Here is a 25,578-nt window from a genome sequence, read left to right on the forward strand (position 1 = left end):
GTGACCGAGCAGGCAGTTGATCTGGACGAACGGTGGCGCACCACCGTCACCGCACTTCGCCCGCGACCCGGCCGTCCGGTGGATCAGCCGGTCGTACCCGGCGTCGCGGTCACGGGTGCGGCGTGCCTGGAATTGTTCGACGCGCAAGCGACGAGCAGGCACCTCGACCTCGCGGCACGCCGCCTCGGCAGTGCCCGGCGCGGTTTCTACAGCATCGGATCGTCCGGTCACGAGGGCAATGCCGCCCTGGCCGCCGCTGCGCGGACCACCGACCCCGCCCTGCTGCACTACCGCTCGGGAGCGTTCTTCGTGCACCGGGCCCGGCGCGTACCCGGGCTCGACCCGATCCGGGACGTGCTGCTCGGCGTGGTCGCCGCGGCGGCGGACCCGATTTCCGGTGGGCGGCACAAGGTATTCGGCAGCGCTGCCGCCCACGTCATCCCCCAGACCTCGACCATCGCGTCGCATCTGCCCCGCGCGGTAGGTCTGGCGTTCGCGATCGATCGCGCGGCACGGCTCGGCGTCGCCGGTCCCTGGCCCGCCGACGCGGTGGTGCTGTGCAGTTTCGGCGACGCGTCGGCCAACCACTCCACCGCGGCCGGAGCGATCAATGCCGCGATTCATACGGCCGGGCAAGGGATTCCGATGCCGGTCCTGTTCGTCTGTGAGGACAACGGCATCGGGATCAGCGTCCCCACTCCCCCGGACTGGATCGAGCAGGCGTACGGCCACCGCCCGGGTCTGGCCTACTTCCACGCGGAGGGCTGCGCCGCACTCGACGCGCTGACCACCGCCGACGCCGCCGTCCGGTGGGTGCGGGGTAGCCGCGCGCCCGCGTTCTTGCATCTGCGGACGGTGCGGCTGCTCGGTCACGCGGGCTCGGACGTCGAAACCGCCTACCGCCGTCCCGCCGACATCGCCGCCGATCTCGCTCGCGATCCGGTCCTGGCGACCGCACGGCTGCTGATCGAGTCCGGCGTAGCCACCCCCGCCGACCTGCTCGACCGATACGCCGACCTGGGCCGCCGCGTGGCCGCGACCGCCGAACTCGTTTCCACGGAGCCGAAACTCGCTTCGGCGGCGGCCGTGACCGCCCCGATCGGCCCCTACCGTCCGGCACTCGTGCGCGCCGACGTACTCCGGCGCGACAGCCGCGGAAATGCGGACATCGGCCACGCGATCGCCGACGTCGATGCGCCGTATCGTCGCAACGGCGCCGCGCAGGGTGATCCGGCAACCCTGGCGCAGGCGATCAACGACACGCTCGCGAGCCTGCTGGCGCGCGACCGCGACGTGCTCGTCTTCGGGGAGGACGTCGGCCGCAAGGGTGGCGTATACGGCGTGACCAAGGGTTTGCAGCGGAGGTTCGGCGCCCGCCGCGTGTTCGACACCCTGCTGGACGAGCAGAGCGTCCTCGGGACCGCGCTGGGCTCGGCGCTGGCCGGATTCGTGCCGATCCCGGAGATCCAGTACCTGGCCTACCTGCACAACGCCGCCGATCAGATCCGCGGCGAAGCGGCCACGCTGTCCTTCTTCTCCGACGGCCGCTACCGGAATCCGATGGTGGTGCGGATCGCCGGATACGCCTACCAGAAGGGCTTCGGCGGCCATTTCCACAACGACAACTCGGTGGCCGCGCTGCGCGACATCCCCGGCGTCGTGCTCGCCTCCCCGTCGCGCGCCGACGACGCAGCCGCGATGCTGCGCACGTGCGTGTCTGCCGCCCGGGTGGACGGCAGAGTGTGCCTGTACCTCGAGCCCATCGCGCTGTATCACACCCGCGACCTGCACCATCCGGGCGATGACGGCTGGCTGGCCCGCCCGTCTCCTGACGAACACGTCGAGATCGGCCGTGCTCGGGTCTACGGCGACGGGGCCGACTTGACCCTGGTCGGCTTCGCCAACGGCGTGCCGATGAGCCTGCGCGCGGCACAGCGCTTGGCCCGGCTCGGGATCCGCGCGCGGGTGCTCGATCTGCGCTGGCTCGCTCCCCTGCCGGTGCACGATCTGCTGCGGCACGCACGCGCGACCGGGCGGGTCCTCGTCGCGGACGAGACCCGGCGCAGCGGCGGTGTGTCGGAGGCGGTGTGCGCCGCGCTGATCGACGCCGGTTTCACCGGCAGGCTCGCGCGTGTGACCAGCGAGGACAGTTTCGTGCCGCTCGGTCCGGCCGCCGCGACGGTGCTACTCGACGAGGACCGCATCGAAGCCGCCGCCCTCCGGCTTCTACGCGACGCGACCGGCGTGCAACCGCGGCGCGCCGGGGCCCGGCATTCCCCGGAATCCGATTCGACGGGGGAATAGTGGAAATACAGTGAGGTGACGGTGACCAGCAGTGGAAAGGACTCGCGATGACCACGATGTCCATGCTCGGCGAGGTGCGGCCGGAGCACGAGCACACGACCGACGGCGATCTGGTGCTCCTGCACTACCTGCGGTCGTTCCACAAGCCCGTACTGGACGTGTGGTCGGCGGCCACCGAGCGCGGCCAGCTCGCCCGCTGGCTCGGGGCCGTCTCCGGCGGCAACGGCAACCTCACCATCGAGTTGTTCGACGGTCCGGTCCCCGGCCCGGTCGCGGTGCGGGTCGACCACTGCCAGGCGCCGCACGAATTGGTCGTGCACATCGACGGCTGCCTGCTCGAAGTCCGGATGACCCAAGTCGGCGTGGTCACCACCGTGGAACTGACCCGCCGCCACGTGGTCCCCGCCGACGCGGGGGCGATCGGCCCGCGCTGGCAGTACCTGCTCGACCGCCTCACCGCCTACCTCGATTTCCAACCGTTGCCCCGGTGGTCGGACTACCCGAAGCTGGCGGAGGAATACCGCTAGGCCATCGAGCCGCCCGCCGGGCAGGTTCAGTAGAAGAACCCGGCGATGCCCCAGCCGGGACGCGCCTGCGCCTCCCGGATCCACTCGACGCAGGACTCGATCGCGGCGAGGACCTCGTGGTCGACCTCCTCACGCTGCGGCGGCGTGGTCGACTCCCACTGCACGAGCGCTTCGGCGCACTGCTCGGGCGTCCATTCGCCGTAGCCGGGCAATTCATCCGGCTGCGGCAGCGACGGCGGCAGCGAGTGGTACATGAACGCGCGGACGCTCACCGCTTTGATGCCGAGTGTGGCCAGGCCGTCGTCGATGTGGTCGAGCCAGCGACCCCGGAACGCCGAGAAGTAGCGGTTGTCCACGAAGCGACCGTAGAACTGGCAGATCGTCTGATAGGCGTAGCCGTACTGGAAACCGTAGGCCGGGTCGAACGGACCGCCGTCCACGACGGCGCGCACCGCCTCGTAACGGGTGGGCGCGCCGGCCGCGATCTCGTCGGCGAACCAGTCGTCGTCGTGGGTCAGCTGGGCTTTGAACCGGCCGCCGATCATCCGCCGGAGCTTGTCGTCCCGAGACCCGATGGCGCCCTTGACCCTGTCCAGTTCGACGACGTAGATGCTCAGGCTATAACTCATTCACCGAACATTAGCGGTGCCCACCGACAACGAACATCGCTGAGCCCGAAGGCGTTTCACCTCAGGCCGGAAGCCGGGCCGGATGCGCGGCCAAGTGGGCGAGATGAGCGGTGAGCAACGCGTTCACCGGCTCGGTCCGCTCCAGCTGCACGAGGTGGCCCGCATCGCTGATCTCGGTGACCGCCCGCAGGTCGGCGACGTGCTCACGCAGCGTGGCCAGCGGGTCGCGGCCACTGAAGCCTTCCATGTCGGGATCGCGGTCGCCGTACAGGAAATAGGCGGGCACAGCGACTTTCGCGTCCGCGTACTCGGCGGTGAGTTCCCAGTTGCGATCCAGGCTGCGATACCAGTTCAATCCGCCGGTGAAGCCGGTGCGTTCGAAATCTCGGGCGAGCACGTCCAGCTCGTCCGCGCCGAGCCAGCTCCACGGCAGCGCGGGCGCCTCCGGCAGCACATCGAGATAGCCGGTGCCCTCGGCCGGGAAGCGCCAGGTGTCCAGGTAATGGTAGTCGGCGCTGAGCGCGTAGTAGACGCGGGCCAGGAACTCCCGGGGACGCGCACCGAGTTCCGCATCCGCCACGCCCGGAGTCTGGAAGTAGTGCAGGTGCAGGAAGTGCCGCGCCGCGGCCTTCGCCCACAGCTGCGAGGGAGCACGCGGCGGACGTGGCGCGAACGGATTGTTCAAGACGATCACGCCGCGCACCCGCTCCGGGGCGCGCAATGCCAGTTCCCACACCAGTGCCGCGCCGAAGTCCAAGCCGACGAATACCGCCTGCTGCGCGCCGATGTCGTCGAGCAGAGCGAGCAGATCGCCGCAGACCGCGCGATTGGTGTACGCCTCGGGGTCGGCCGGGACGTCGGTGCGACCGTAGCCGCGCAGGTCCGGCGCGAGAGCTCGATACCCGGCGGCGGCGACCGCGGGAAGCTGGCGGTGCCAGATGTACCAGGTGTGCGGAAAGCCGTGGCAGAAGACCACCGGCTGCCCGGTTCCCTGCTCGGCGACGTGCATACGGACCCCGCCGGTCGTCACGAACCGATGCGTCAGCTCCACTCGGGCCTCCAAAACCTAGAACACGTTATCGTTTCACGGTAATGTTCCGGTTTCGTGAGCGGAATACCCGAGAGGCTCGAAGGCAAGATCGCGGTGGTCACCGGCGCCAGCCGCGGCATCGGCAAAGGGATCGCGCTGGAACTCGGTGCGGCGGGTGCCACGGTGTTCGTCACCGGACGCTCGGCGGCGCAGGGACGACTACCCGGCACCGTACACGCCACGGCCGCGGAAATCGATGCCGCGGGCGGGGTCGGCATCCCGTTCGTGTGCGACCACCGCGACGACGACGCGGTGGAGCGGCTGTTCGAGCTGATCCGCACCGAGCACGGCAGGCTGGACGTGCTGGTCAACAACGTCTACAACTCCCCCGCCGCGGCCCGATGGCTGGGCAAGCCGTTCTGGGAGGTGCCGCCCGCAGCGTGGGACGAGTCGGTCGACGTGGGCGTCCGGTCGCATTACGTGGCAAGCTATTTCGCCGCGCCGCTGTTGATCGCATCGGGCGGGCTGATCGCCAACATCTCCTCGCCGGGGGCGCGCAGGTACATGCACAACGCGGTGTACGGCGTCGCGAAATCCGCCCTGGACCGGCTCACCGCCGACATGGCGCACAACCTCGCGGGCACCGAGGTCACCGTGGTCTCGCTCTGGCCGGGCATCGTCGACACCGAACTGCTGCAACTGGTTCCGGCAGGCGCCGATGGCCGCAGGCTGGTCACGCTGCCCGGTGAGGGCACCTTCGACCTCGGCGACGCGCAGACGCCGCGCTTCACCGGCCGCGCCGTCGTCGCGCTCGCCACCGACGCGGGGCGTCGCTCCCGCACCGGGTTGCCCTGGCCGGTAGCCGATCTCGCCGAGTACTACGGGTTCACCGATATCGACGGGCGCATCCCGCGCGTCGACTGACTCCGTTCACAGCGCGCCGAGGAAGCGCTGCACCGAGCGCGACGGGACCGGTCTGGCCCGCCACGCCACGTACACGTGCGAGGGCGGTGCGTCGGGGATGTCCAGATAGACGACGCCGGGATGCGGCGCCCTGGTGCGCGCGAGATCGGGTACGACACCGATACCGCGGTCGGCCGCGACCAATTCGATCCATTCGTCGAAGTTCGTGCAGGTGATGACGGCGCGGTCCGGGTCGACCGGCTGCCAGGACGCCGCATCGGTGGTGCCGGACACGGTGTTGACCACCAGCGGCCGACCGGCCAGATCGGACCAGGACAGGCGGGGCGCGCTCGCCAGCGGCGAATGGGTGGCCACCGCGAGCACCCGCCGTTCCGTCGTCCGCGGGGTACGGGGCGGGACAGATCCTCGGGCCGGTGGCGGTGGCCCCGGTCCTCGGGACGTCCTATCCCGCCGCGTTCGCCATCGCCGCGGTCGTGCTCGGCGCGGCGACGCTCACGGCAGGCGTGGTGACCGCCGGGATCAGGCGAACTTGATCTCGAGGCCGATGCCGAGAATGGCGATCAACCAGATGACGCCGGTGAAGATGGTGACGCGGTCGAGGTTCTTCTCCACAACAGTGGACCCGGACAGGCTGGACTGCACGCCGCCGCCGAACAAGCTGGACAGACCTCCACCCTTGGCGCGGTGCAGCAGCACCAGCAGCACCAGCAGCACGCTGGTGATGATCAGGAGGATATCCAGGAACATCCGCATGCCGGACAGTGTATGCGGTCGGGGCGACCGCACCGAATCAGGCACTCGGCAGCCGCGCGCAGGGCACCGCCCTAGCGCCGGTCGACCGCCACGAGGTGGGTGACCTGCTCCCCCTCGACGGCGCCGAACTTCGCGACGGCCTCTTCCCGCAGCTGATCCTGCGCGGTGAGCCGGACCTGGTGCTGGTGCATGTGCTCGGCCCAGGACCGCACGACGAACGCCTCGACATAACGGTCGATCACCCCGACGTCGCGATACAGGCGCCATTCCATCGCGCCGGTGCGCTGCCGCGACCGGCCGACGAAGGCCATGGCGGCGAGGAATTCCTCGACCTCTTCCGGCGGCACGTCGTAGCTGCGCAGAATCAGCACCGGACCGTCGTCGGGATCGGGTTCCACCGCCAGTTGCGGCTCCGGCCAGAACGCCGAGGGCGTCAGGTCGAGCACCTCGGGATCGTTCCGGATGGGCAGCCACACCGTGCTCACCGCGCAGAACGCGAGCAGCGCCGTGGCCCACAGCAGCGCGGGCACCGAGCCGATCGCGCCGGCGACCAGGCCCCAGACCAGCGAGCCGATCGCCTGGCCACCCATGAACACCAGCAGATACACCGACAACCCGCGCGCACGCACCCAGGCGGGCAGCAGTAGCTGCATGGTCGAGTTCATCGTGGACATCGCCAGCAGCCACGCCAGTCCCGCGAAGACCAGCAGCACCAATACCACCGGCACCACGCGCAGCAGCGCGGTGCCCGCCGTCGCCGACCCGAACAGGATCGCGGCGATGGTGAGCCGCTGCGTCGGGGTGAGCCATGCCCGCAACCGGGACAGCATCGCCGCGCCGAGCACCGCGCCGACGCCGAGCGCCCCGAGCATCAGACCGTACCCGGACGACGACAGCGCGAGGCGGTCGCGCGCGATCACCGGCAGCAGCGCCCAGACCGCGCTCGCGGGTGCGATGAACAGGATCGACCGCAGCAGCACCCGGCGGATCGCGGGCGCCGCGCGGATGAAGCGGGTGCCCGCCTGCAACGCCGCCAGCGGGCGCTCGGTGGGCAGGCGCCGGTCGATCGCAGGCCTGCGCCAGACCGTCAGGACGGCGACGATCCCGACGAACGACACCGCGTTCAGCGCGAACACCAGCGTCGGCCCGGACAACGAGACCAGCGCGCCGGCCAGCGCGGGACCGACCGCCCTGCCGATGTTGATGTTCATGCTGCCCAGCGCGGAGGCCGCCGGGATCTGCTCGCGCGAGACCAGTTCGGGCTGGATCGCCTGCCAGGCCGGGGCGGTCAGCGCCTGCCCGCAACCGAGCAGGAACAACAAGGTGAGCAGCACCCCGGGGGTGGTGTGACCCGTCGCCGTCGACACGGCGAGCAGCGCGGCCAGCGCCGCCATCGCGGACTGGGCGCCGAGCAGCAGCCTGCGCCGGTCCACGAGGTCGGCGATCACCCCGGACGGGATGGCCAGCAGCATCACCGGCAGCGTGATGGCGGTCTGCACGAACGACACCAGCACCGCGGCGTTGGGCTGGTCGACCATGATCCACTGCGCGCCGACGGTCTGCATCCAGGTGCCTAGATTCGACACCAGCTGCGCCACCCACAGCGCGCGGTACACCGGTGATCGCAGCGGCGCCCAAGTGGAAATCGGGGTCGTCGCGGCTGTCGTCACTCGCCGAAGCTTAGTCGCGGCGGCGCCCCCGCCCCGACGCCGCGTCCGGCCCCCGGACCGCCGGACGCGCCGCTGTCGCGGCCAGCAGCAACGCCACGATCAGCAGCGCGGCTCCCGCCAGGCCCGCCACCGTCAGGCGTTCGCCGAGGATCACCGCCGCAAGCGCCGCTCCCGTGAGCGGTTCCAGCAGGGCCAGTACCGCGGCGATCCCAGGACCGGCGTCCGAGAGGCCGCGGAAGTACAGCGTGTAGGCGACCGCGGTTGGCGCGAGCCCCAGCACCAGGACCAGCGCGATGCTGCCGGGCTTCGGGTCGAACACCAGCCCGCTCGTGGCCGCGAGTGGCGCCAGCAGCAACGCGCCTCCGGTGAACCCGAGGCCGGTCGTGGTCATCGCGTCGAGCCCGGGCACCGGCACGGCGTTGAGGACGGTGACCGTCGCGAACGCCGCGGCGGCCACCGCCGCGAACGCCGCGCCCACCAGCACCCCGTGCGCACCGCCGGTACCGCTCGGCACACCGACCAGCAAGGCCAGTCCGCACACCGCGATGCCGATCGTCGCCGCGCGGCGACGGTCCACCGCGTGTCGTCCGGTGACATGCTCCAACCCGGCGACGACCACCGGCGACATACCGATCGTGATCAACGTCGCGAGGCTGACCGAGGAGGCGGCGACCGCGCCGAAGTAGGCCGCCTGGAAGGCCGCCGCGAGCACGGCGACCGCGCCGATCCGGCGCCAGGCCAGCGGGTCTCGCGGCCACGGCCGCCGCGTGCCCGCGAGCAGAACCACCAGGAGCAGCCCGCCGACGGCGAGCCGGCAGGTGGCCACCGAGACGGGTGACAAGCCGGTGGCCCGGTGCACCAACGTGCCGAGCAGACCGCCGGTGCCCCACAGGAGGCCGGCGCCGACGAGGTAGACCAGCCCGGGACGCGCGGCAGTGGACACAGTGGAGGACATGAGAGATCGCGCTCCTGCGACAAGAGGGATTGGGGTCGCGGAAGCGAGGTGCACAGTGCTGCCGAAAGAAGCGCGCCCACCCGTTCGGCGGCGCGCTGGATGCCTACACCTCGCTCAGGAAGCGGGCGGCGGAGTGATCGGGAAGCACCGGTGCACGGCACAGATACTAATACGGGGCCGAGTGAGTCATCCCATGAGTATTGATTCCGGCGGCGGGCGAGTTCACCGGCAGGCCGTGACGACCGACGCGACCTCGGTGGCGCGGCCGGTCGTCGGTAACATCGCCGCATGGCGGCACTCTTCGCGCGACCAGGACCGCTCGTCTTGCTCGCCCTCTGCACGGTGGCGGCGTGTTCGAGCGGTGAGCCCGACCGCGGCGCCGACGAGCCGACGCCGGTGGGCCGCACATTTCTCTCCACCGGCGTCGAAGGCACCCCGATTCCCGGCGGCGGGCCGCTGACCATCAGCTTCACCGAGGGCCGGGTAGCGGCCGACGCGGGATGCAACAAGTTCACCGGCGCGGCCTCCCTGGACGATCAGGTGCTGCACGTCTCCGGTCTGGCCACCACCCTGATGGCCTGCGAGGACGATCGGCGCGGCGCCGACGAGTGGCTCAGCGGCCTGCTGAACTCGCAGCCCACCTGGCGGCTGGACGACTCGCGGCTCACCCTGCACAGCCCCGACCGCACGGTGAGCTTGATCGACAAGAAGGTCGCCCAGCCGGACAAACCGATCGTGGGCACGCCTTGGCTGGTCACCGCGCTCATCACCGACAACAGCCAGATCCGCTCGCGTGCCCTCGACGAGGCGCAGCCGACGCTCACCATCGCCGCGGACGACAGCGTCTCCGGCGGCGCCGGGTGCAATCGCATGACCGGCAGCGCCCAGGTGTCCGGCGCCCGGATCACCTTCCGGATCGCCACCACGAAGATGCTGTGCTCGCCGGAGGTGATGGAGGTCGAGCAGGCCGTGTTGAGAACCCTGGACGGCACGGCGACCGCCACGGTGGACGCCGACACGCTGACCCTGCGCAACGACAACGGCGCGGGTCTGGTCCTGCACGCGCAGTGACGCCTGCTACTTCACCGACGATGCCGGGTCACCGCCGCTCCCCTCGGCGCCCTTGTAGCTCATGGTCATCGGCGTGACGCTGTCGAAGGTCGTCCATTCGTAGCGATGGTCGATCGGTCCCAATCCGAGGAGTCCGAGCCGGTAGTACGCGCCGCTGCCGTGGATGTCCTCGGCTTCCTCCGTGAGCGCTCTCGGCGTATACGGCACAGCCCGGTATCGCGGGAAGCGATACCGGGCTGTCGCGCGTCGGACCCGGGTCAGGGCAGGGGGCCGCCCGCGGCGATCGCGGAGAGGGTGGCGAATTCGTCACCCTTGAGCGAAGCGCCGCCCACCAATGCACCGTCGATGTCGCTCTGGGCGACCAGTTCTCCGACGTTCTTGGCGTTCACCGATCCGCCGTAGAGCACGCGCACCTGTGCCGCGACTTCCGGCGAGGCGAGTTTCTCCAGCTCCCCGCGAATCGCGCCGCAGACCTCTTGCGCGTCGGCGGGGGTGGCGACCTTGCCGGTGCCGATCGCCCACACCGGCTCGTAGGCGATGACGATCTTCGAGATCTCCTCCGCCGACAAGCCTTTCAACGATCCGCGCAGTTGCTCGAGGTTGTACTCGACGTGCGTTCCCGCCTCGCGGACGTTCAAGCCTTCGCCGATGCACACGATCGGGGTGATCCCGTGCTTCAACGCCTGCTTGGCCTTGGCCAGCACGGTGGCGTCGTCCTCGTTGTGGTACTGCCGCCGCTCGGAGTGCCCGACCACGACGAAGGTGCAGCCCAGCTTGGCGAGCATGCTCGCGCTGATCTCACCGGTGTAGGCGCCCGCCTCGTGCATCGAGACGTCCTGGCCTCCGTAGGTGAGCAGGAGTTTGTCGCCTTCGACCAGCGTCTGCACGCTGCGCAGGTCGACGAACGGCGGGAGCACCGCGACGTCCACCTTGTCGAAGTACTTCTCCGGCAGCGCGAACGCGATCTTCTGCACCAGGGCGATGGCCTCGAGGTGATTGAGGTTCATCTTCCAGTTGCCCGCGATGAGCGGTTTGCGTGCCATGCTCAGTCCTCCAACACCGCGATGCCGGGGAGCTCTTTGCCCTCCAGGTATTCCAGCGACGCGCCGCCACCGGTGGAGATGTGCGAGAAGCCGTCCTCCGGCAGGCCGAGCGCCCGCACGGCCGCGGCCGAATCGCCGCCGCCGACCACGGTGAACGCGCCCTTGCCGGTGGCGGTCACGATCGCCTCGGCGACCCCACGGGTGCCCGCGGCGAACTTCTCGAACTCGAACACGCCCATCGGCCCGTTCCAGAAGACGGTCCGCGCCTCGGTCAGCAGGACCGCGAAGCGGTGCACCGAGTCCGGGCCCACGTCCAGACCCAGCCAGCCGTCCGGAATCTCATGCGCCGGTACCACCTTCGACTCCGCGTCGGCGGCGAACTTGTCGGCCACCACGATGTCGCGCGGCAGGTGGATGACGTCGGCGTACTGCTCGAGCAGCTGCTTGCAGGTGTCCACCATCTCCTCCTGCAGCAGCGAGTCGCCCACCGAAAGGCCCTGTGCGGCAAGGAAGGTGAAGCACATGCCGCCGCCGATCACCAGGGTGTCGACCTTCGGCGCGAGCGCCTCGATGACCGCCAGCTTGTCGGAGACCTTGGAACCGCCGAGCACCACCGCGTACGGCCGGTCCGGGTTCTCGGTCAGCTTGGCCAGCACCTCGACCTCGGCCGCGACCAGCGTGCCCGCGTAGTGCGGCAGCAGCTCGGCGACGTCGTACACCGACGCCTGCTTGCGGTGCACCACGCCGAAACCGTCGGAGACGAACGCGCCGTCGTCGCCGACCAGCTCGACCAGCGCTGCCGCCAGCTTGGCCCGGTCGGCGTCGTCCTTGCTGGTCTCGCGCGCGTCGAACCGGATGTTCTCCAGCAGCAGCACGTCGCCGTCGGTGAGGCCCTCCGACCGCGCGAGCGCGTCCTGGCCCACCACGTCACCGGCGAGCTGGACATTGCGGCCCAGTTCCTCGGCGAGGCGGGCGGCCACCGGCGCCAGCGAGAGCTTCGGGTCCGGTTCACCCTTCGGGCGGCCGAGGTGCGCGGTGACGACGACCTTGGCACCTGCCTCGGCGAGTGCCTTGATGGTCGGCGCCGAGGCGATGATGCGGCCGGGATCGGTGATCTGTCCTTGGTCGTCGAGGGGGACGTTCAGGTCGGAGCGCACCAGCACGCCCCGGCCCTCGACGCCCTCGCCGAGCAGATCCGCGAGTGTCTTGACAGTCATGCGCGTCAGAGCGACTTGCCGACGAGGCCGATGAGATCGGCGAGACGGTTCGAGTAGCCCCACTCGTTGTCGTACCAGGACACGACCTTGACCTGGTTGTCGATCACCTTGGTCAGCGGCGCGTCGTAGATCGACGAGGCCGGGTCGGTGACGATGTCGCTGGAGACGATCGGGTCGGTGTTGTACTTCAGGATGCCCTTCAGCGGGCCTTCCGCGGCGGCCTTGTAGGCGGCGTTGATCTCCTCGATCGAGGCCGACTTGCGCAGCGTCGCGGTCAGGTCGGTGACCGAGCCCGTCGGGACCGGCACGCGCAGCGCGTAGCCGTCCAGCTTGCCCTGCAGCTCGGGCAGCACCAGGCCGATGGCCTTCGCGGCGCCGGTGCCGGTGGGCACGATGTTCAGCGCGGCGGCGCGGGCGCGACGCAGGTCGCTGTGCGGGCCGTCCTGCAGGTTCTGGTCCTGGGTGTAGGCATGGATGGTGGTCATCAGGCCGTGCTCGATGCCGAACTCGTCGTTGAGCACCTTGGCCAGCGGGCCCAGGCAGTTGGTGGTGCAGGACGCGTTGGAGATGATGTTCTGGCTGCCGTCGTACTTGTCGTCGTTGACGCCCATGACGATGGTGATGTCCTCGCCCTTGGCCGGGGCGGAGATGATGACCTTCTTGGCGCCCGCGGCGAGGTGGCCCTTGGCCTTGGTGGCATCGGTGAAGATGCCGGTGGACTCGACGACCACGTCGACACCCAGGTCACCCCAGGGCAGCGCGGCAGGGCCTTCCTTGATCGCCAGCGCCTTGATCCGCTGGTCGCCCACCACGATGGTGTCGTCGCCGTCGAGCGAGACGTCCTGGGGCAGACGGCCCAGGATCGAGTCGTACTTGAGCAGGGTCGCCAGGGTCGCGTTGTCGGTGAGGTCGTTGACCGCGACGATCTCGATGTCGGTGGTGCCGAGCGCCTTCTGCGCCTCCACCGCCCGGAAGAAGTTACGTCCGATACGACCGAAGCCGTTGATGCCTACCCGGACAGTCACGTTATCGCTCCTCAACTTTCCAGCGGATCATTCCGATGCCCACTCACACTAACGTCCTGCGGCGACCTCGCCGACACGCACCTGGCATTCGCGAGGACGGGATGCCTGGTCAGACGCCCGACCAACACGGTTTCCGCAGTCGAAACGCCGCGATCCCCGCGACTGGCCCAGTCGCGGGGATCGCGGCGAACGTCCGGAGCGCGGGCTCAGGCTTCGTCGAGCAGTTCGGCCGTGACGGCCGATTCGGTGTCCGGAACGCCCAGTTCCTTGGCGCGCCGGTCGGCCATCGACAGCAGCCGCCGGATGCGGCCCGCGACAGCGTCTTTCGTCATCGGCGGCTCGGCGAGCTGGCCGAGTTCCTCCAGTGACGCCTGCCGGTGCTGCACGCGCAGCCGGCCCGCGGCGGCGAGATGGTCGGGCACGTCGTCGCTGAGGATCTCCAGCGCGCGTTCCACCCGCGCCGCCGCGGCGACCGCGGCGCGCGCCGAGCGGCGCAGATTGGCGTCGTCGAAATTGGCCAGGCGATTCGCGGTCGCGCGCACTTCGCGGCGCAGCCTGCGTTCCTCCCAGACCATCCGGGTGCCGTGCGCGCCCATCCTGGTCAGCAGCGCGCCGATCGCCTCACCGTCGCGCACCACCACGCGGTCGGTGCCGCGCACCTCGCGGGCCTTGGCCGTGATGCCGAGCCGCCGGGCCGCGCCGACCAGCGCCAGCGCCGCCTCGGGTCCGGGGCAGCTGACCTCGAGCGCCGAGGAGCGTCCGGGTTCGGTGAGCGAACCGTGCGCGAGAAACGCGCCGCGCCAAGCGGCTTCGGCATCGGCGATGCTGCCGCCGACCACCTGCGCGGGCAGGCCGCGCACCGGACGGCCCCGCACGTCGAGCAGACCGGTCTGCCGAGCCAGCGCCTCGCCCTCCTTGGAGACGCGCACCACGTACCGGGAGGTTTTGCGCAGTCCGCCCGCGCCGAGCACGTGCACGTCGGAGCCGTAACCGTAGAGTTCGAAGATCTCCCGGCGCAGCCTGCGCGCGATGGAACCCATGTCCACCTCGGCCTCGACGATCACCCGGCCGCCGACGATGTGCAGGCCGCCCGCGAAACGCAGCAGAGCGGACAGTTCCGCCTTGCGGGAACTCACCTGCGACACCGTGAGCCTGCTCAGCTCGTCTTTCACATCGGCTGTCATCGCCACGGGACGCGCTCCTTTCCACCCAACCCGGAACGCACATCCTGGCCCATGTGCCGTCCCTCGACTCGAAGCCCTGCCATTTGCGGCCGAGGTTGCCGGATCAGTTGATCCAGTGCGGCGGCAAGCTTTCCGGGGTGATGCCGGTCCGTTCCCGCTTCGGCGACATCGGAGAACGTTACCCGTGCCCGCAACTGTTCGGCAGCCCTGGCCACATGTTCCCGTTCACGACCCTCCGGCACCGAGCCGGAGTCGACCAGCACCTCATCGACGACGAATTCCGGTGCGTGCTGGGACAATACATGCAAATGCCGCTCCGCGGAGAATCCGGCGGTCTCCCCCGGCTCCGCGGCGAGATTGAGCACGAGGACTTTCCGGGCCCTGGTGTACACCAGGGCTTCCCGTAGCTCCGGAACGAGGACGTGCGGAATCACGCTGGTGAACCACGATCCCGGCCCGAGCACCACGACATCCGCGTGTTCGATCGCCGAGGTCGCCTCCGGACTGGCCGGTGGGTCGGACGGAATCAGCCGCACCCGCCGCACCTTACCCGGCGTGGTCGCGATGGCAACTTGGCCGCGAATGCAACGGCTCACCCGTGGATCCGCCTCCAGCCCAGACACATCCGCCTCGATGTCCAGCGCGATCGGCGACATGGGGAGCACTTGTCCGGTGATGCGCAACATGCGGGCGACTTCATCGAGCGCGGCGACCGGATCGCCGAGCACCTCGGTGAGCCCGGCCAGGATCAGATTGCCCACGGAGTGCCCGGCCAGCGCGCCGGTACCACCGAAACGATGCTGGACCGTCTGCGTCCAGACGCCGTCGGCGTCCGCGGCCAGGGCCGCCAGCGCCATCCGGAGATCCCCCGGCGGCAGCACCCCCAGCTCGGCGCGTAGCCGGCCCGAGGAGCCGCCGTCGTCGGCGACGGTGACCACCGCGCAGATCTTCCTGGTCAGCCGCCGCACCGCGGTCAGTGTCGCGTACAGCCCATGTCCACCACCCAGCGCGACGATGCTGGGATTGGATTCCCAACCGGTCATTCGCGCCCCAGGTCTCGATGGACGACCCGGACCACGTCGGCGGACTCCTCCGGCCCACCGGTGACCTCACTCATCAACTCGCCCAGTGCCTCGGCAATCGCGACGCTCCGGTGCTTGCCTCCGGTGCAGCCCACTGCGACCGTCATGTATCGCTTCCCCTCTTGGCGGTAACCGTTCGTGGTCAGCTCGACCAGGTGGTGGCAGGTACGCAGATAATCGTCCGCGCCGGGACGCGACAACACGTACTCGCTGACCACCGTCTCCTGACCGGTGTGTTCCCGCAACTCCGGTATCCAATGCGGATTGGGTAGAAAACGCACATCCAACACCATGTCGGCGTCCAGCGGAACCCCGTACTTGAAGCCGAACGACTGCACGGTGAGTTGCAACGCGCTGGGCGCGCCGCCGCCGTAGGCCTCCTCCATCTTGCGGTGCAACTGATGGATGGACAGCTCGGTGGTGTCGATCACCAGGTCGGCGGCCGCCTTCACGGCGGACAGCCGCACCCGCTCGGCGGCGATACCCGCCGACAACGTGCCGTCCTTGCTCTCGCTCTGCAGCGGATGTCTGCGCCGGGCGAAGCCGAAGCGGCGGATCAGCACGTCGTCGGAGGCCTCGAGGAACAGGACCCTGGTGCGCACGCCGAGGATCCGCAGCTGCTCGGTGACCACCGAGAGATCGCCGGTGAAGAACCGGCTGCGCACGTCCATGACCAGCGCGAGACGGCGGATCGGCGGCTTCGCGGACGCGCCCAGCTCCACCATCCGCCCGAACAGCTCGGGCGGCAGGTTGTCGGCCACGTACCAGCCGAGGTCCTCGAGCACGCGGGCGGCCGTGCCGCGGCCCGCGCCCGAGAGCCCGGTCACGATCACGACCTCGACCTGCGGATTCGCTCCGCCGACGGCGCCGGACGAAGCCACTCGTCCCGCACTCGTCGGCGGACTGCCCGCACTGCTGTTCGATTCGACGCGTGTCATGTCCTACCGGATCCGTGTCTGGGGTGCCTTCCGATCATCGCGCACCGGTTTCGGTATCGGCCGCAGACACACAACGTACGCGATACCGAAATTTCCGGTGCACTGTCGACTGTCTATTCGGACTCGAGCGCCGCAAGGACCGCTTTCGCGGTCGCCATCCCGATTCCGGGCACCTCGATGATCTCCTCGACCGTGGCCTGCTTCAGCTTGGCGACCGATCCGAAATGGGTGACCAGCGCGGTCCGGCGCGCCGTGCCGAGCCCCGGCACCGAGTCCAGGGCCGAGGCGGTCATCCGGCGTGAGCGTTTGCTGCGATGGAAGGTGATGGCGAAGCGGTGCGCCTCGTCGCGCACCCGTTGCAGCAGATAGAGCGCCTCGCTGTTGCGCGGCAGGATCACCGGGTCGCTTTCGCCGGGCACCCACACCTCCTCGAGCCGTTTGGCCAGGCCGATCACCGCGACATCGGTGATGCCCAGCTCGTCGAGCACCTCGGCGGCCGCGGCGACCTGGGGCGCGCCGCCGTCGACGACGAACAGGTTGGGCGGATAGGAGAACTTGCGCGGGCGCCCGGTGCGGGGATCGATACCCGGAAGGGAGGTCAAGTCGAGCGCGTCGTCGTCGCTTCCGGTCGCGGCGAGATCGTCCTGCTCCATCGTGTCGCGCTCACGGCGCAGCTTGAGGAACCGGCGACGGGTCACCTCGGCGATGCTGCCGACATCATCGGAACGGCCGTCGCCCGCTGCTTCCCGGATCGTGTAGTGGCGGTAATCGGACTTGCGGGCCAGGCCGTCCTCGAAGACCACCAGCGAGGCGACCACGTCGGTCCCCTGCACGTGACTGACGTCGACGCACTCGATGCGCAGCGGCGCGCTGTCGAGTTCCAAGGCGTCCTGGATCTCTTGCAGCGCTTGCGATCTCGAGGTCAGGTCACCCGCCCGCTTGAGCTTGTGCTGGGCCAGCGCCTCCATCGCGTTGCGCTGCACGGTCTCGGCGAGCGCCTTCTTGTCCCCGCGCTGGGGCACCCGTACCTTCACCGCCGAGCCGCGCAGGCCGGACAGCCACTGCTGGACCTGCTCGATATCGGCGGGTAGTTCGGGCACGAGCACTTCGCGCGGCACCACGGTGGCGAGCAACTCGTCGGCGGACTGCTCGGCCACCGTGACCTGCTCGCCGTAGAACTGGGTGAGGAACTGCTCGACCAGCGCGGCGAGCTCACCGCCCTCCTCCGGGACATCGACCGCGTCACCCGACTTGTCGACCACCCACCCGCGCTGGCCGCGCACCCGGCCGTCCCGCACATGGAAGACCTGCACCGCCACCTCCAGTTCGTCGGCGGCGAAGGCGATGACGTCGGCGTCGGTGCCCGTGCCGAGCACCACCGCCTGCTTCTCCAGCGCCCGGCGCAGCGCTTGCACGTCGTCGCGCAGCCGGGCGGCGGCCTCGAAATCCAGGTCGTCCGCGGCGTCGTGCATGCGGCGCTCCAGTTCGCGGACCAACCGATCGGTGCGGCCTGCGAGGAAGTCGCAGAAGTCCTCGACGATGGCGCGGTGCTCCTCGGCGCTCACCCGGCCGACGCACGGCGCCGAGCACTTGTCGATATAGCCGAGCAGGCAGGGACGCCCGATCTGGTGGTGCCGCCGGAAGACGCCGTTGGAGCAGGTACGCGCGGGAAACACCCGCAGCAGCAGATCGAGCGTCTCGCGGATGGCCCAGGCGTGCGCGAACGGGCCGAAGTAGCGCACCCCTTTGCGGCGCGCGCCGCGGTAGACGAACAGCCGCGGGTACTCCTCGTTCAAGGTGACCGCGAGCACCGGGTAGGACTTGTCGTCGCGGTAGCGGACGTTGAAGCGGGGATCGAATTCCTTGATCCAGTTGTATTCCAGCTGCAACGCCTCCACCTCGGTGGAGACGACCGTCCATTCGACGCTCGCGGCCGTGGTGACCATCTGCCTCGTGCGCGGATGCAGGCCCGCGACGTCGGCGAAATACGAGTTCAGTCTGCTGCGCAGGCTCTTTGCCTTGCCGACGTAGATGACCTGCCGATGGGCGTCCCGGAATTTGTAGACACCTGGTTCGACGGGAATCGTGCCCGGCGCGGGCCGGTACGTCGCTGGATCTGCCACCCATCCAGCGTATCGACCGCGACCGACAGCCCGGCCGACGGCGGCCACGCGTGACTATGCGGACCCCGGGACCCCGAACCACGTCTTGGCTTCCGGGCGGCACAGCAGGTACACGACGGCGGCCGAGGTGGCGAGCGAATACGCCGCCGCCACGATGGCGACGACGGGCGGGACGGTCGCCGAGTCCCTGATCGCCCAGCATCCGACGACCGCCTGCAGGAATGCCAGCCCGATCGTCAGCTTGCGCACGGCGGGCGCGCCCTCCGCGAATCCGAGCACGAGCAGACCCAGTGCCCACGCCACACAGAACTGGGTGGACGCCGTGGCGGCCGCGTCGCCACCGCGGGTCAGATTCATCAGGACGGGATAGGCGAGTCCGAATCCCGCCATCCCGGCGACGGCTTCCCGCACGTCCCGAACCGCCTCCGGCATGGCGGTTTCCACGCCGGCGGACGGCTCCTCACCGGAGAACGCCAAGCTCACAGCCGTACCTCCGTTGGTACCGAACCTTCCGGCACATCCTGCGACTACGCCGGAATCGCACCGTAACACGGTGACATCCCGCGCAACTCGGAGTTCGGCAAATGCACCAGACGGTCGCGGCGCGGCCCGACCGCGCGGGTCGGTCAGTCCACGAGACCGTGCCGCCGCAGCGCGGCCAGCAGCGCGTCCGGGCGCTCCCCGGTGGGCAGGGCCTCCACCAGAGCGAATAGGCTGCCCAGCGCCTCGGCGCCGCCGTCGGCCTCGGCGCTGTCACCGATCATCAGCGCCGCCTCGGCGGGCACGCCCAGATCGCGCAGCGCGGCACGGAAGATCTCCGGGTCGGGCTTCATGGCGCCGACCTCGAAGGAGAGGGTGAACGCGGCGACCAGCCGATCCCAGCCGCGCGCCGCGAACGATGGACGGATGTCGAACGGGATGTTGCTCACCACCGCGACCGGAACGCCTTGTGCGGCCAACAGATCGAGGACGGCCTCGCTGTCCGGGTACGGCGTCCACTCCAACGGGTCGAGCAACCGGGCGTACAGCCGTTCGGCGTCCTCGTCGGTGGGTACACCCGACGTGCGCAGCACCTTCATCATCACCTTGCGATGCAGTGCCGGGTCCAGGTCACGGTGGTCCCACGCGTATTGCGTCTCTTCGTCGAATTCGGCGATGTGGTCGACCGGCGCCGTCATCCGCCGCATGATCTCGGCCTTCTCGTCCACGTCGAACGCCTGTCCGTCCGGCCGGGTCAGATCCGCGTACCAGGATTCGTCGGCCTCCAGGCGGAACAAGGTCCCGGAGAAGTCGAACAGCACCGCCTCGATCGCCACCCGGCCAGCCTACCGACCGCTCGCATCGCGCCGCCGGGTCGCGCGGGACGGTCCGCACCGGCCCGACCTCGACACACGCTGCGGCCACGGCGATTTCGTCCGTGGGAAGGAAACCGGCGCGGCTGCCGGTGCCTGGGGTTAGAGTCCGGGCATGGGGCACAAGCGAGGAAGTTGGGTCGCCGCCGCGGCGGCGTTCGCACTCACCGTCGGAATGGCCACCGCGTGTTCGTCCGGCGAAAGCCAGGCCGGCGGGGTGTGCGAGACGGTTCCGAACGGCACGCCGGTGACGGCCACCGCGGCGGGACCTGCGGGCGGTGGCACCAAGGATCTCAGCACCAACCCGGAAATAGCGAGCGGCTATCGCACGAACATGACGCCGGTGCGCACGCATACCTTCGCGGTGTCGACGGCGAATCCGGTGTCGACCAAAGCCGCCTGCGAGGTCCTCCGCGACGGCGGCACCGCGGCGGACGCCCTGATCGCGGCACAGACGGTGCTCGGCTTGGTCGAACCGCAGGCCTCCGGTATCGGCGGCGGCGCGTTCCTGCTCTACTACGACGCGAACACCAAGACCGTGGACGCCTACGACGGCCGCGAGGTGGCCCCCGCGGCGGCCACCGAGAACTATCTGCGCTGGATCAACGACACCGACCGCACCGAGCCCAAACCGAACGCGCGCGCCAGTGGCCGATCCATCGGCGTCCCCGGTGTGCTGCGGATGCTCGAGCTGGCGCACCGCGACCACGGCAAGACCGCGTGGCGCGAGCTGTTCGACCCGGCCATCGGACTGGCCGATCAGGGTTTCCCGATCAGTCCCCGCCTCGCGGGGCAGATCGCGGAATCGGCGAAGGACCTCGCCGCGGACGAGGACGCCAAGGCGTATTTCCTCGAGCCGGGCGGCAGCCCGAAGACCGCGGGCACCGTCCTCACCAACCCCGCCATGGCGAAGACGCTCGGCGCCGTCGCCACCGAGGGCGCGCAGGCCTTCTATACGGGCGCCATCGCCCGGGACATCGCCGCGGCCGCGGGCCGATCCTCCGGCGGGCGCACCCCCGGCCTGATCACGACTGAGGACTTGGCCGGTTACCAGGCGAAGAAACGCACCGCGCTGTGCACGGGCTATCGCGAGCACGAGATCTGCGGCATGCCCAGTCCCTCGTCGGGCGGCATCGCCGTCGCCGCGACACTGGGCATCCTGGAGAACTTCGACCTGGCCACCATGCGGCCGGACAACATCGACCACAACGGCGGCAAGCCGAACCCGCAGGCCGTGCACCTCATCTCCGAGGCCGAACGCCTCGCCTACGCCGATCGCAACAAGTACGTGGCCGACACGGATTTCGTACCGCTGCCCGGCAATTCGGCGCAAACCCTGCTGAATCGCGACTATTTGCGGCAGCGCGCCGGGCTCATCGACCCGAACCGCAGCATGGGCACCGCGCAGCCGGGTGACTTCGGCCCCGTGCCGCTCGGTGTGGGCCCGCAACCGCCCGAGCACGGCACCAGCCACATCTCGGTGGTCGACAAGTACGGCAACGCCGCGGCGATGACCACCACCGTGGAGTCGGCGTTCGGTTCGTTCCATCTGGTCGACGGCTTCGTGCTGAACAATCAGCTCACCGACTTCAACGCCGATCCGCTGGGCGCCGACGGCGTGCCGATGGCCAACCGGGTGCAGCCGGGCAAGCGCCCGCGCAGCTCGATGAGCCCGACGCTGATCTTCGGCAAGGCCCCCGACGGCTCGCGCGGCGAGCTGACCCATGTCGCGGGCTCGCCAGGCGGCTCGGTGATCATCCAATTCGTGGTGAAGACGCTGGTCAACATGTTCGACTGGGGCCTGGATCCGCAGCAGGCGGTCTCCGCGGTCGCGTTCGGCGCCGGGAACGGCCCGTCCACCGGTATCGGCGGTGAGCATCCGGCGATCAACGCCACCGACAACGGCGACCACGACCCGCTCGTGGTGCGGCTGCGGGAGCTGGGCCATCAGGTCTCGGTCGCACCGCAGTCCAGCGGCCTGAGCGCCCTCAAACGCAACGGCGCGGACGGCTGGATCGGCGGTGCGGACCCGCGCCGCGAAGGCGCGGTCCTAGGCGACACCCACTGAATCGACCCGGTCCCGGGCTCGCTGGGAGAGTCCCAGCGAGCCCGGGCGGCTCACGGCTCACGAGGATCGACATGGCCGCCGGAATAGGGCGGTTATTTCCTCCGAATCATCGGATACACCACCGGACCCCGTCCGATCGGCAGCTCGGCCTGCGGCTCGAAACCGAATCGCTCATAGAAGGGCACCGTGCGGCGGGTATTCGAGATGAGGAAGCCGTCCTGCCCGGCCGCCGACAGCCGTCGCTCGAGCAACGCGCTCGCCAATCCCCTGCCCTGCGCGCCGGGCAGCGTCCCGATGGCGGCCAGGTACAGATGCGGTGTGGCCGGGCGAGCGCGCTCCATCCGCCGCCCGGCGGCCAGCGCCCGCGCCGCGCTCGGCCCCAAGGCTCGCAGCAAGGTCACCGGCTTCGCCGTCGGCGCCACCACGTCCGCCGGTTCCCACAGCGCCACACAGGCGAGATTGCCCTCCGCGTCGTGCGCCAGATCGACCAGGCTGTTCTTCCGGCGCGACGCGATGCGCGAATCCCAGAACAGCGGAAGGGCTTTGCGCCGCCGCGGCGACCCCGGCCAGAAATAGGTCATCAGCGGATCGTCGGCGAAAGCCGCCGCGAGGACGAACGCACCCGGCTCCATACCGGCGAGGCTAGACCAGCTTCCGAACCCGCGCGAGCACTGAATGCCGCGCCAGCTCACTTGCTCCCGGAATACTTCGCGCCGAGTTCACGCAGCCGAGCCATGGCTCTGGCCGCGTGCTCCTTGTCGTTCGAGCGGATCGCCAGCATCGGGACGTAGTCGTCGTCGACCAATTCCAGGCGCGCCCAGGCCTTCCGGTCCGGGAACGACACGCCGCGGATGTAGTCCCAGGGGAAATCGTTGTCGCCCAGGATGTTTCGTACCGACACGCCGCGAGCGCCGACGCGAACCCGCGGCCTTGTCAACAGCAGTACCGCGGCGGCGCCGAGTACGCCGATCCCGATCATCGCGATCTGATCGGCCACCCGGAAGTTGACGCCGGTCGGGCCGCTGCGCAGCCAGACGCCGCCCACGGTGAAAGTGGCCGCGATCAGCACCGCCGCGATCCAGGCCGTCCGCACCGCACGGCGGGGACGCACCTCGAAGTCCCACTCCGCCCCGTCGCCGGCCGCCGGAGCCGAGCCCGCGTTCCTGCGGAAGATACGGACGACCGGCATCGTCACGCGGACTGTCGCAGGGCGCGCAGGGTCAGCGCGGCGTCCAGCGCCGCGGCAGCCGCCTGCTCGCCCTTGTTCTCTTGGGATTCCGGCAGCCCGGCCCGGTCCAGGGCCTGCCGCTCGTTGTTGGTGGTGAGAACCCCGTTCGCGACCGGCGTGCCCTCGTCCAGCGACACCCGGGTGAGCCCCGCGGTCACCGCGTCACAGACGTACTCGAAATGCGGGGTGTCACCGCGGATCACCACACCGAGCGCCACCACCGCGTCGTGCGACCTGGCCAGCTCCTGAGCCACCACCGGCAGCTCCATCGCGCCGGCGCAGCGCACCACCGTGATCTGCTGGACACCCGCCTCCTTGGCGACCCGCTCGGCGTTCGCCACCAGGGTGTCGCAGATCTGGGTGTGCCAGCGCGAGGCGACGATACCCAAGGAGAGGTCCTTGGCGTCCGCCAGCGCGAAGGTCGGTACCCCGGTACCGCTCATCGATGTCCGCCTTTCCGGTCTGCTCGCAGTTCAGTGCGCCGTCTCGCCGAGATCGAGTTCGTCGAGGCCGATCAGGTCATGCCCCATCCGGTCCCGCTTGGTGCGCAGGTAGCGCAGGTTCTCCGCGTTCGCGCGCAACGGCATCGGCACCCGATCGGTGATCCGCAGGCCATAGCCGTCCAAGCCGACCCGCTTGGCCGGGTTGTTGGTGAGCAATCGCATCGAGCGAAGGCCGAGATCCACCAGGATCTGCGCGCCGGTGCCGTAATCGCGCGCGTCCGCGGGCAGCCCCAGCTCCAGATTCGCGTCGACCGTGTCGTGGCCGGAATCCTGCAACTGGTAGGCCTGCAACTTGTGCATCAGGCCGATGCCGCGCCCTTCGTGACCGCGCATGTACAGCACCACGCCGCGCCCCTCGGCCGCGACCATCTCCAACGCGGCATCCAGTTGCGGACCGCAGTCGCAGCGCAACGACCCGAACACGTCGCCGGTCAGGCACTCCGAATGCACCCGAACCAGGACGTCCTCACCGTCGCTGATATCGCCGCGCACCAGCGCGACGTGCTCGACCTCGTCGTAGATGCTCTGATAGCCGACGGCCGTGAACTCGCCGTGCGCGGTGGGGATGCGCGCCTCGGCGACGCGCACCACGTGCTTCTCGTGCCTGCGCCGCCACGCGATCATGTCGGCGATCGAGATCAGCGCCAGCTCGTGCTCGTCGGCGAAGACGCGCAACTCCTCGGTGCGGGCCATGTGGCCCTCGTCCTTCTGACTGACGATCTCGCAGATCACACCCGCCGGACGCAAACCGGCCATGCGCGCCAGATCCACGGCCGCCTCGGTGTGGCCGGGCCTGCGCAGCACGCCACCATCCTTGGCGCGCAACGGCACCACGTGGCCGGGGCGGGTGAAATCGTCGGCCTTGGCGTCGCCGTCGGCCAGCAGCCGCATGGTGGTGGCGCGGTCGGCGCCGGAGATACCGGTCGTCACGCCCTCGCGCGCGTCCACCGAGACGGTGTAGGCGGTGCCGTGCTTGTCCTCGTTCATCGCGTACATCGGCGGCAGGCCCAGCCGATCGCAATCGTCACCCGTGAGCGGCACACAGATGTAACCGGAGGTGTAGCGGATCATGAAGGCGACCAGCTCCGGGGTGGCCTTCTCCGCCGCGAAGATGAGGTCGCCCTCGTTCTCGCGGTCCTCGTCGTCGACGACGACGACCGCCTTACCGGCGGCGATATCGGCGACTGCGCGCTCGATGCTGTCGAACCTGGTCACGTCTGTTGTGCTCCATCTCGAAATAGGTGCCTCACCACAGTACTGTGTTGGATTTGCAGCGCCTGCGGCGCTGCGTGTTCGCGGCCCCTTTGTGGCTCGCGTGTGCGCGACCGCCGCTGGCGACTTCGTCGCGGACGCGGCGGTCGCGCACACGCGAGCCGGGCCGCGAACGGCGCATGCTCGGTCTCGCTTCGCTCGAAAGCCGGAGTGCGGTTGAGCCGGTTACTCGATGCCGTTATCACCGGGCCCGCATGTTCGCCGCATTCCCGCGCCTCGCGGGCGGAGGACGGGGGCGGGCCGACGGTACCGAGTAGGCGGTACGGCGGCTCTTCGGCCGCGAGCTGGGCCGACTTGCTTCGCGCGGGGACCGGAGTGAGATCCGCCTGGTCACTCGACGCCGTAATCACTTGACCCGCGCACCTGGCGCATTGTGGCGCTCCGTGGGTCGGCGACCGGCGCGGGCTCACAGTACTGGGTAGGAAGCACGGCGGCTGCTCGACCGCGAGCTGGGCCGACTTACTTCGCGCGGGAACCGGAGTGAGATCCACTTGGTTACGCGAAGTCGCTTTCACCGAACCCGCAGGTTCGCCGCATTCCGGCGCTTCGGGGGGAGGCGAGCGGCGGAGGCTATTACTACGGGGTGGGGGTTCGGGCTTCTCGAGTGTGGGCCGATCCGCGTCTCCGTTGTGTCCGTGCGCACCGAGAACTGGGGGCCATTCGAGGCTATCGGGGCGCGG

General features: G+C 69.7%; 24 protein-coding genes and 1 pseudogene. 5 read left to right on the forward strand and 20 right to left on the reverse strand.

Annotated elements, in window-relative coordinates; all coding sequences use genetic code 11:
* Positions 1–2,304, forward strand: coding sequence for a thiamine pyrophosphate-dependent enzyme (locus ON29_RS17190; RefSeq protein WP_083863664.1), 2,304 nt, complete (start codon positions 1–3; stop codon positions 2,302–2,304).
* 47 nt (positions 2,305–2,351) lie between these two features.
* Positions 2,352–2,831, forward strand: a complete 480-nt coding sequence (locus ON29_RS17195) for an SRPBCC family protein (RefSeq protein ID WP_040867475.1) — start codon at positions 2,352–2,354, stop codon at positions 2,829–2,831.
* A 26-nt stretch (positions 2,832–2,857) separates the two neighbouring features.
* Here the strand turns inward: ON29_RS17195 and ON29_RS17200 are convergent, their stop codons facing one another.
* Positions 2,858–3,460: a DUF7691 family protein gene (locus ON29_RS17200; protein WP_040867476.1), complete on the reverse strand. Its 603-nt coding sequence runs from the start codon at positions 3,458–3,460 to the stop codon at positions 2,858–2,860.
* Positions 3,461–3,521: 61 nt separating this feature from the next.
* Positions 3,522–4,511 (reverse strand): alpha/beta hydrolase, encoded by a 990-nt coding sequence (locus tag ON29_RS17205; RefSeq protein ID WP_040867477.1) that lies wholly within the window; start codon positions 4,509–4,511, stop codon positions 3,522–3,524.
* A 54-nt stretch (positions 4,512–4,565) separates the two neighbouring features.
* Between ON29_RS17205 and ON29_RS17210 the strand changes: the two genes are divergently transcribed.
* Positions 4,566–5,414, forward strand: coding sequence for an SDR family NAD(P)-dependent oxidoreductase (locus ON29_RS17210; RefSeq protein WP_040867478.1), 849 nt, complete (start codon positions 4,566–4,568; stop codon positions 5,412–5,414).
* Between the two features lie 6 nt (positions 5,415–5,420).
* Here the strand turns inward: ON29_RS17210 and ON29_RS17215 are convergent.
* The 4 genes and pseudogenes from ON29_RS17215 to ON29_RS17230 all read right to left on the reverse strand — a co-directional run.
* Positions 5,421–5,780, reverse strand: a pseudogene (locus ON29_RS17215) (LysR family transcriptional regulator substrate-binding protein); the annotation flags it as partial.
* A gap of 153 nt (positions 5,781–5,933) precedes the next feature.
* Positions 5,934–6,167, reverse strand: coding sequence for a preprotein translocase subunit SecG (gene secG / locus ON29_RS17220; RefSeq protein ID WP_039798855.1), 234 nt, complete (start codon positions 6,165–6,167; stop codon positions 5,934–5,936).
* A 71-nt stretch (positions 6,168–6,238) separates the two neighbouring features.
* Positions 6,239–7,837 (reverse strand): MFS transporter, encoded by a 1,599-nt coding sequence (locus ON29_RS17225; protein ID WP_040867479.1) that lies wholly within the window; start codon positions 7,835–7,837, stop codon positions 6,239–6,241.
* A gap of 10 nt (positions 7,838–7,847) precedes the next feature.
* A complete protein-coding gene (locus ON29_RS17230) occupies positions 7,848–8,792 on the reverse strand; it encodes a DMT family transporter (protein WP_051175314.1) in 945 nt (314 codons plus the stop codon).
* Between the two features lie 288 nt (positions 8,793–9,080).
* Between ON29_RS17230 and ON29_RS17235 the strand changes: the two genes are divergently transcribed.
* Positions 9,081–9,863, forward strand: coding sequence for an META domain-containing protein (locus ON29_RS17235; protein ID WP_040867480.1), 783 nt, complete (start codon positions 9,081–9,083; stop codon positions 9,861–9,863).
* Positions 9,864–9,869: 6 nt separating this feature from the next.
* Here ON29_RS17235 and ON29_RS17240 read toward each other — a convergent pair whose 3' ends face one another.
* The 10 genes from ON29_RS17240 to ON29_RS17285 form a co-directional block, all read right to left on the reverse strand.
* Positions 9,870–10,070: a hypothetical protein gene (locus ON29_RS17240; RefSeq protein ID WP_040867481.1), complete on the reverse strand. Its 201-nt coding sequence runs from the start codon at positions 10,068–10,070 to the stop codon at positions 9,870–9,872.
* Between the two features lie 50 nt (positions 10,071–10,120).
* A complete protein-coding gene (gene tpiA, locus ON29_RS17245; protein WP_040867482.1) occupies positions 10,121–10,906 on the reverse strand; it encodes a triose-phosphate isomerase in 786 nt (261 codons plus the stop codon).
* A gap of 2 nt (positions 10,907–10,908) precedes the next feature.
* Positions 10,909–12,123, reverse strand: coding sequence for a phosphoglycerate kinase (locus tag ON29_RS17250; protein WP_040867483.1), 1,215 nt, complete (start codon positions 12,121–12,123; stop codon positions 10,909–10,911).
* A gap of 5 nt (positions 12,124–12,128) precedes the next feature.
* Positions 12,129–13,148 carry a type I glyceraldehyde-3-phosphate dehydrogenase gene (gene gap, locus ON29_RS17255; RefSeq protein ID WP_040867484.1) on the reverse strand — a complete coding sequence of 340 codons (1,020 nt, stop codon included), beginning with the start codon at positions 13,146–13,148 and terminating at the stop codon, positions 12,129–12,131.
* A gap of 206 nt (positions 13,149–13,354) precedes the next feature.
* Positions 13,355–14,338 (reverse strand): DNA-binding protein WhiA, encoded by a 984-nt coding sequence (gene whiA, locus ON29_RS17260; protein WP_040867485.1) that lies wholly within the window; start codon positions 14,336–14,338, stop codon positions 13,355–13,357.
* Positions 14,329–15,375, reverse strand: coding sequence for a gluconeogenesis factor YvcK family protein (locus ON29_RS17265; protein ID WP_040867486.1), 1,047 nt, complete (start codon positions 15,373–15,375; stop codon positions 14,329–14,331). The genes whiA and ON29_RS17265 overlap by 10 nt, the downstream gene beginning before the upstream one ends.
* Positions 15,372–16,352, reverse strand: a complete 981-nt coding sequence (gene rapZ, locus ON29_RS17270) for an RNase adapter RapZ (protein WP_040867487.1) — start codon at positions 16,350–16,352, stop codon at positions 15,372–15,374. Before rapZ ends, ON29_RS17265 begins: the two co-directional genes overlap by 4 nt.
* A 113-nt stretch (positions 16,353–16,465) precedes the next feature.
* The gene (gene uvrC / locus ON29_RS17275; RefSeq protein ID WP_040867488.1) at positions 16,466–18,475 is read right to left on the reverse strand and encodes an excinuclease ABC subunit UvrC; all 2,010 of its coding nucleotides are present in this window, start codon (positions 18,473–18,475) and stop codon (positions 16,466–16,468) included.
* A 54-nt stretch (positions 18,476–18,529) separates the two neighbouring features.
* Complete coding sequence (locus tag ON29_RS17280) at positions 18,530–18,958, reverse strand: hypothetical protein (RefSeq protein WP_040867489.1); 429 nt, start codon at positions 18,956–18,958, stop codon at positions 18,530–18,532.
* A gap of 143 nt (positions 18,959–19,101) precedes the next feature.
* Entirely contained in the window at positions 19,102–19,791 is a 690-nt protein-coding gene (locus tag ON29_RS17285; RefSeq protein WP_040867490.1) for an HAD family hydrolase, read from the reverse strand.
* Positions 19,792–19,942: 151 nt separating this feature from the next.
* On the opposite strand from ON29_RS17285, the gene ON29_RS17290 reads away from it, so the two are divergent.
* Positions 19,943–21,895: a gamma-glutamyltransferase family protein gene (locus tag ON29_RS17290; protein WP_040867491.1), complete on the forward strand. Its 1,953-nt coding sequence runs from the start codon at positions 19,943–19,945 to the stop codon at positions 21,893–21,895.
* A gap of 92 nt (positions 21,896–21,987) precedes the next feature.
* Here the strand turns inward: ON29_RS17290 and ON29_RS17295 are convergent, their stop codons facing one another.
* Genes ON29_RS17295 through ON29_RS17310 form a run of 4 tightly spaced genes read right to left on the reverse strand, consistent with a single transcriptional unit; the run spans position 21,988 to position 24,841 of the window.
* The gene (locus ON29_RS17295) at positions 21,988–22,527 is read right to left on the reverse strand and encodes a GNAT family N-acetyltransferase (protein ID WP_040867492.1); all 540 of its coding nucleotides are present in this window, start codon (positions 22,525–22,527) and stop codon (positions 21,988–21,990) included.
* Between the two features lie 56 nt (positions 22,528–22,583).
* Complete coding sequence (locus ON29_RS17300) at positions 22,584–23,084, reverse strand: PH domain-containing protein (RefSeq protein WP_051175315.1); 501 nt, start codon at positions 23,082–23,084, stop codon at positions 22,584–22,586.
* A gap of 2 nt (positions 23,085–23,086) precedes the next feature.
* A complete protein-coding gene (gene ribH / locus ON29_RS17305; protein WP_040867493.1) occupies positions 23,087–23,566 on the reverse strand; it encodes a 6,7-dimethyl-8-ribityllumazine synthase in 480 nt (159 codons plus the stop codon).
* 30 nt (positions 23,567–23,596) lie between these two features.
* Positions 23,597–24,841 carry a bifunctional 3,4-dihydroxy-2-butanone-4-phosphate synthase/GTP cyclohydrolase II gene (locus ON29_RS17310; RefSeq protein ID WP_040867494.1) on the reverse strand — a complete coding sequence of 415 codons (1,245 nt, stop codon included), beginning with the start codon at positions 24,839–24,841 and terminating at the stop codon, positions 23,597–23,599.
* Positions 24,842–25,578 lie beyond the last annotated feature (737 nt).

Origin of the sequence: Nocardia exalbida NBRC 100660 (assembly GCF_000308575.1) — a bacterium.
Lineage (GTDB): Bacteria > Actinomycetota > Actinomycetes > Mycobacteriales > Mycobacteriaceae > Nocardia > Nocardia exalbida.

Coding starts and splice junctions, on each gene's coding strand:
- ON29_RS17195 (WP_040867475.1), top strand. CDS start 2,352: ATGACCACGATGTCCATGCTCGGCGAGGTGCGGCCGGAGCACGAGCAC.
- ON29_RS17200 (WP_040867476.1), bottom strand. CDS start 3,460: ATGAGTTATAGCCTGAGCATCTACGTCGTCGAACTGGACAGGGTCAAG.
- secG (WP_039798855.1), bottom strand. CDS start 6,167: ATGCGGATGTTCCTGGATATCCTCCTGATCATCACCAGCGTGCTGCTG.
- ON29_RS17230 (WP_051175314.1), bottom strand. CDS start 8,792: ATGTCCTCCACTGTGTCCACTGCCGCGCGTCCCGGGCTGGTCTACCTC.
- ON29_RS17235 (WP_040867480.1), top strand. CDS start 9,081: ATGGCGGCACTCTTCGCGCGACCAGGACCGCTCGTCTTGCTCGCCCTC.
- tpiA (WP_040867482.1), bottom strand. CDS start 10,906: ATGGCACGCAAACCGCTCATCGCGGGCAACTGGAAGATGAACCTCAAT.
- ON29_RS17250 (WP_040867483.1), bottom strand. CDS start 12,123: ATGACTGTCAAGACACTCGCGGATCTGCTCGGCGAGGGCGTCGAGGGC.
- ON29_RS17265 (WP_040867486.1), bottom strand. CDS start 15,375: ATGACCGGTTGGGAATCCAATCCCAGCATCGTCGCGCTGGGTGGTGGA.
- rapZ (WP_040867487.1), bottom strand. CDS start 16,352: ATGACACGCGTCGAATCGAACAGCAGTGCGGGCAGTCCGCCGACGAGT.
- ON29_RS17290 (WP_040867491.1), top strand. CDS start 19,943: ATGGGGCACAAGCGAGGAAGTTGGGTCGCCGCCGCGGCGGCGTTCGCA.
- ON29_RS17295 (WP_040867492.1), bottom strand. CDS start 22,527: ATGGAGCCGGGTGCGTTCGTCCTCGCGGCGGCTTTCGCCGACGATCCG.
- ON29_RS17300 (WP_051175315.1), bottom strand. CDS start 23,084: ATGCCGGTCGTCCGTATCTTCCGCAGGAACGCGGGCTCGGCTCCGGCG.
- ribH (WP_040867493.1), bottom strand. CDS start 23,566: ATGAGCGGTACCGGGGTACCGACCTTCGCGCTGGCGGACGCCAAGGAC.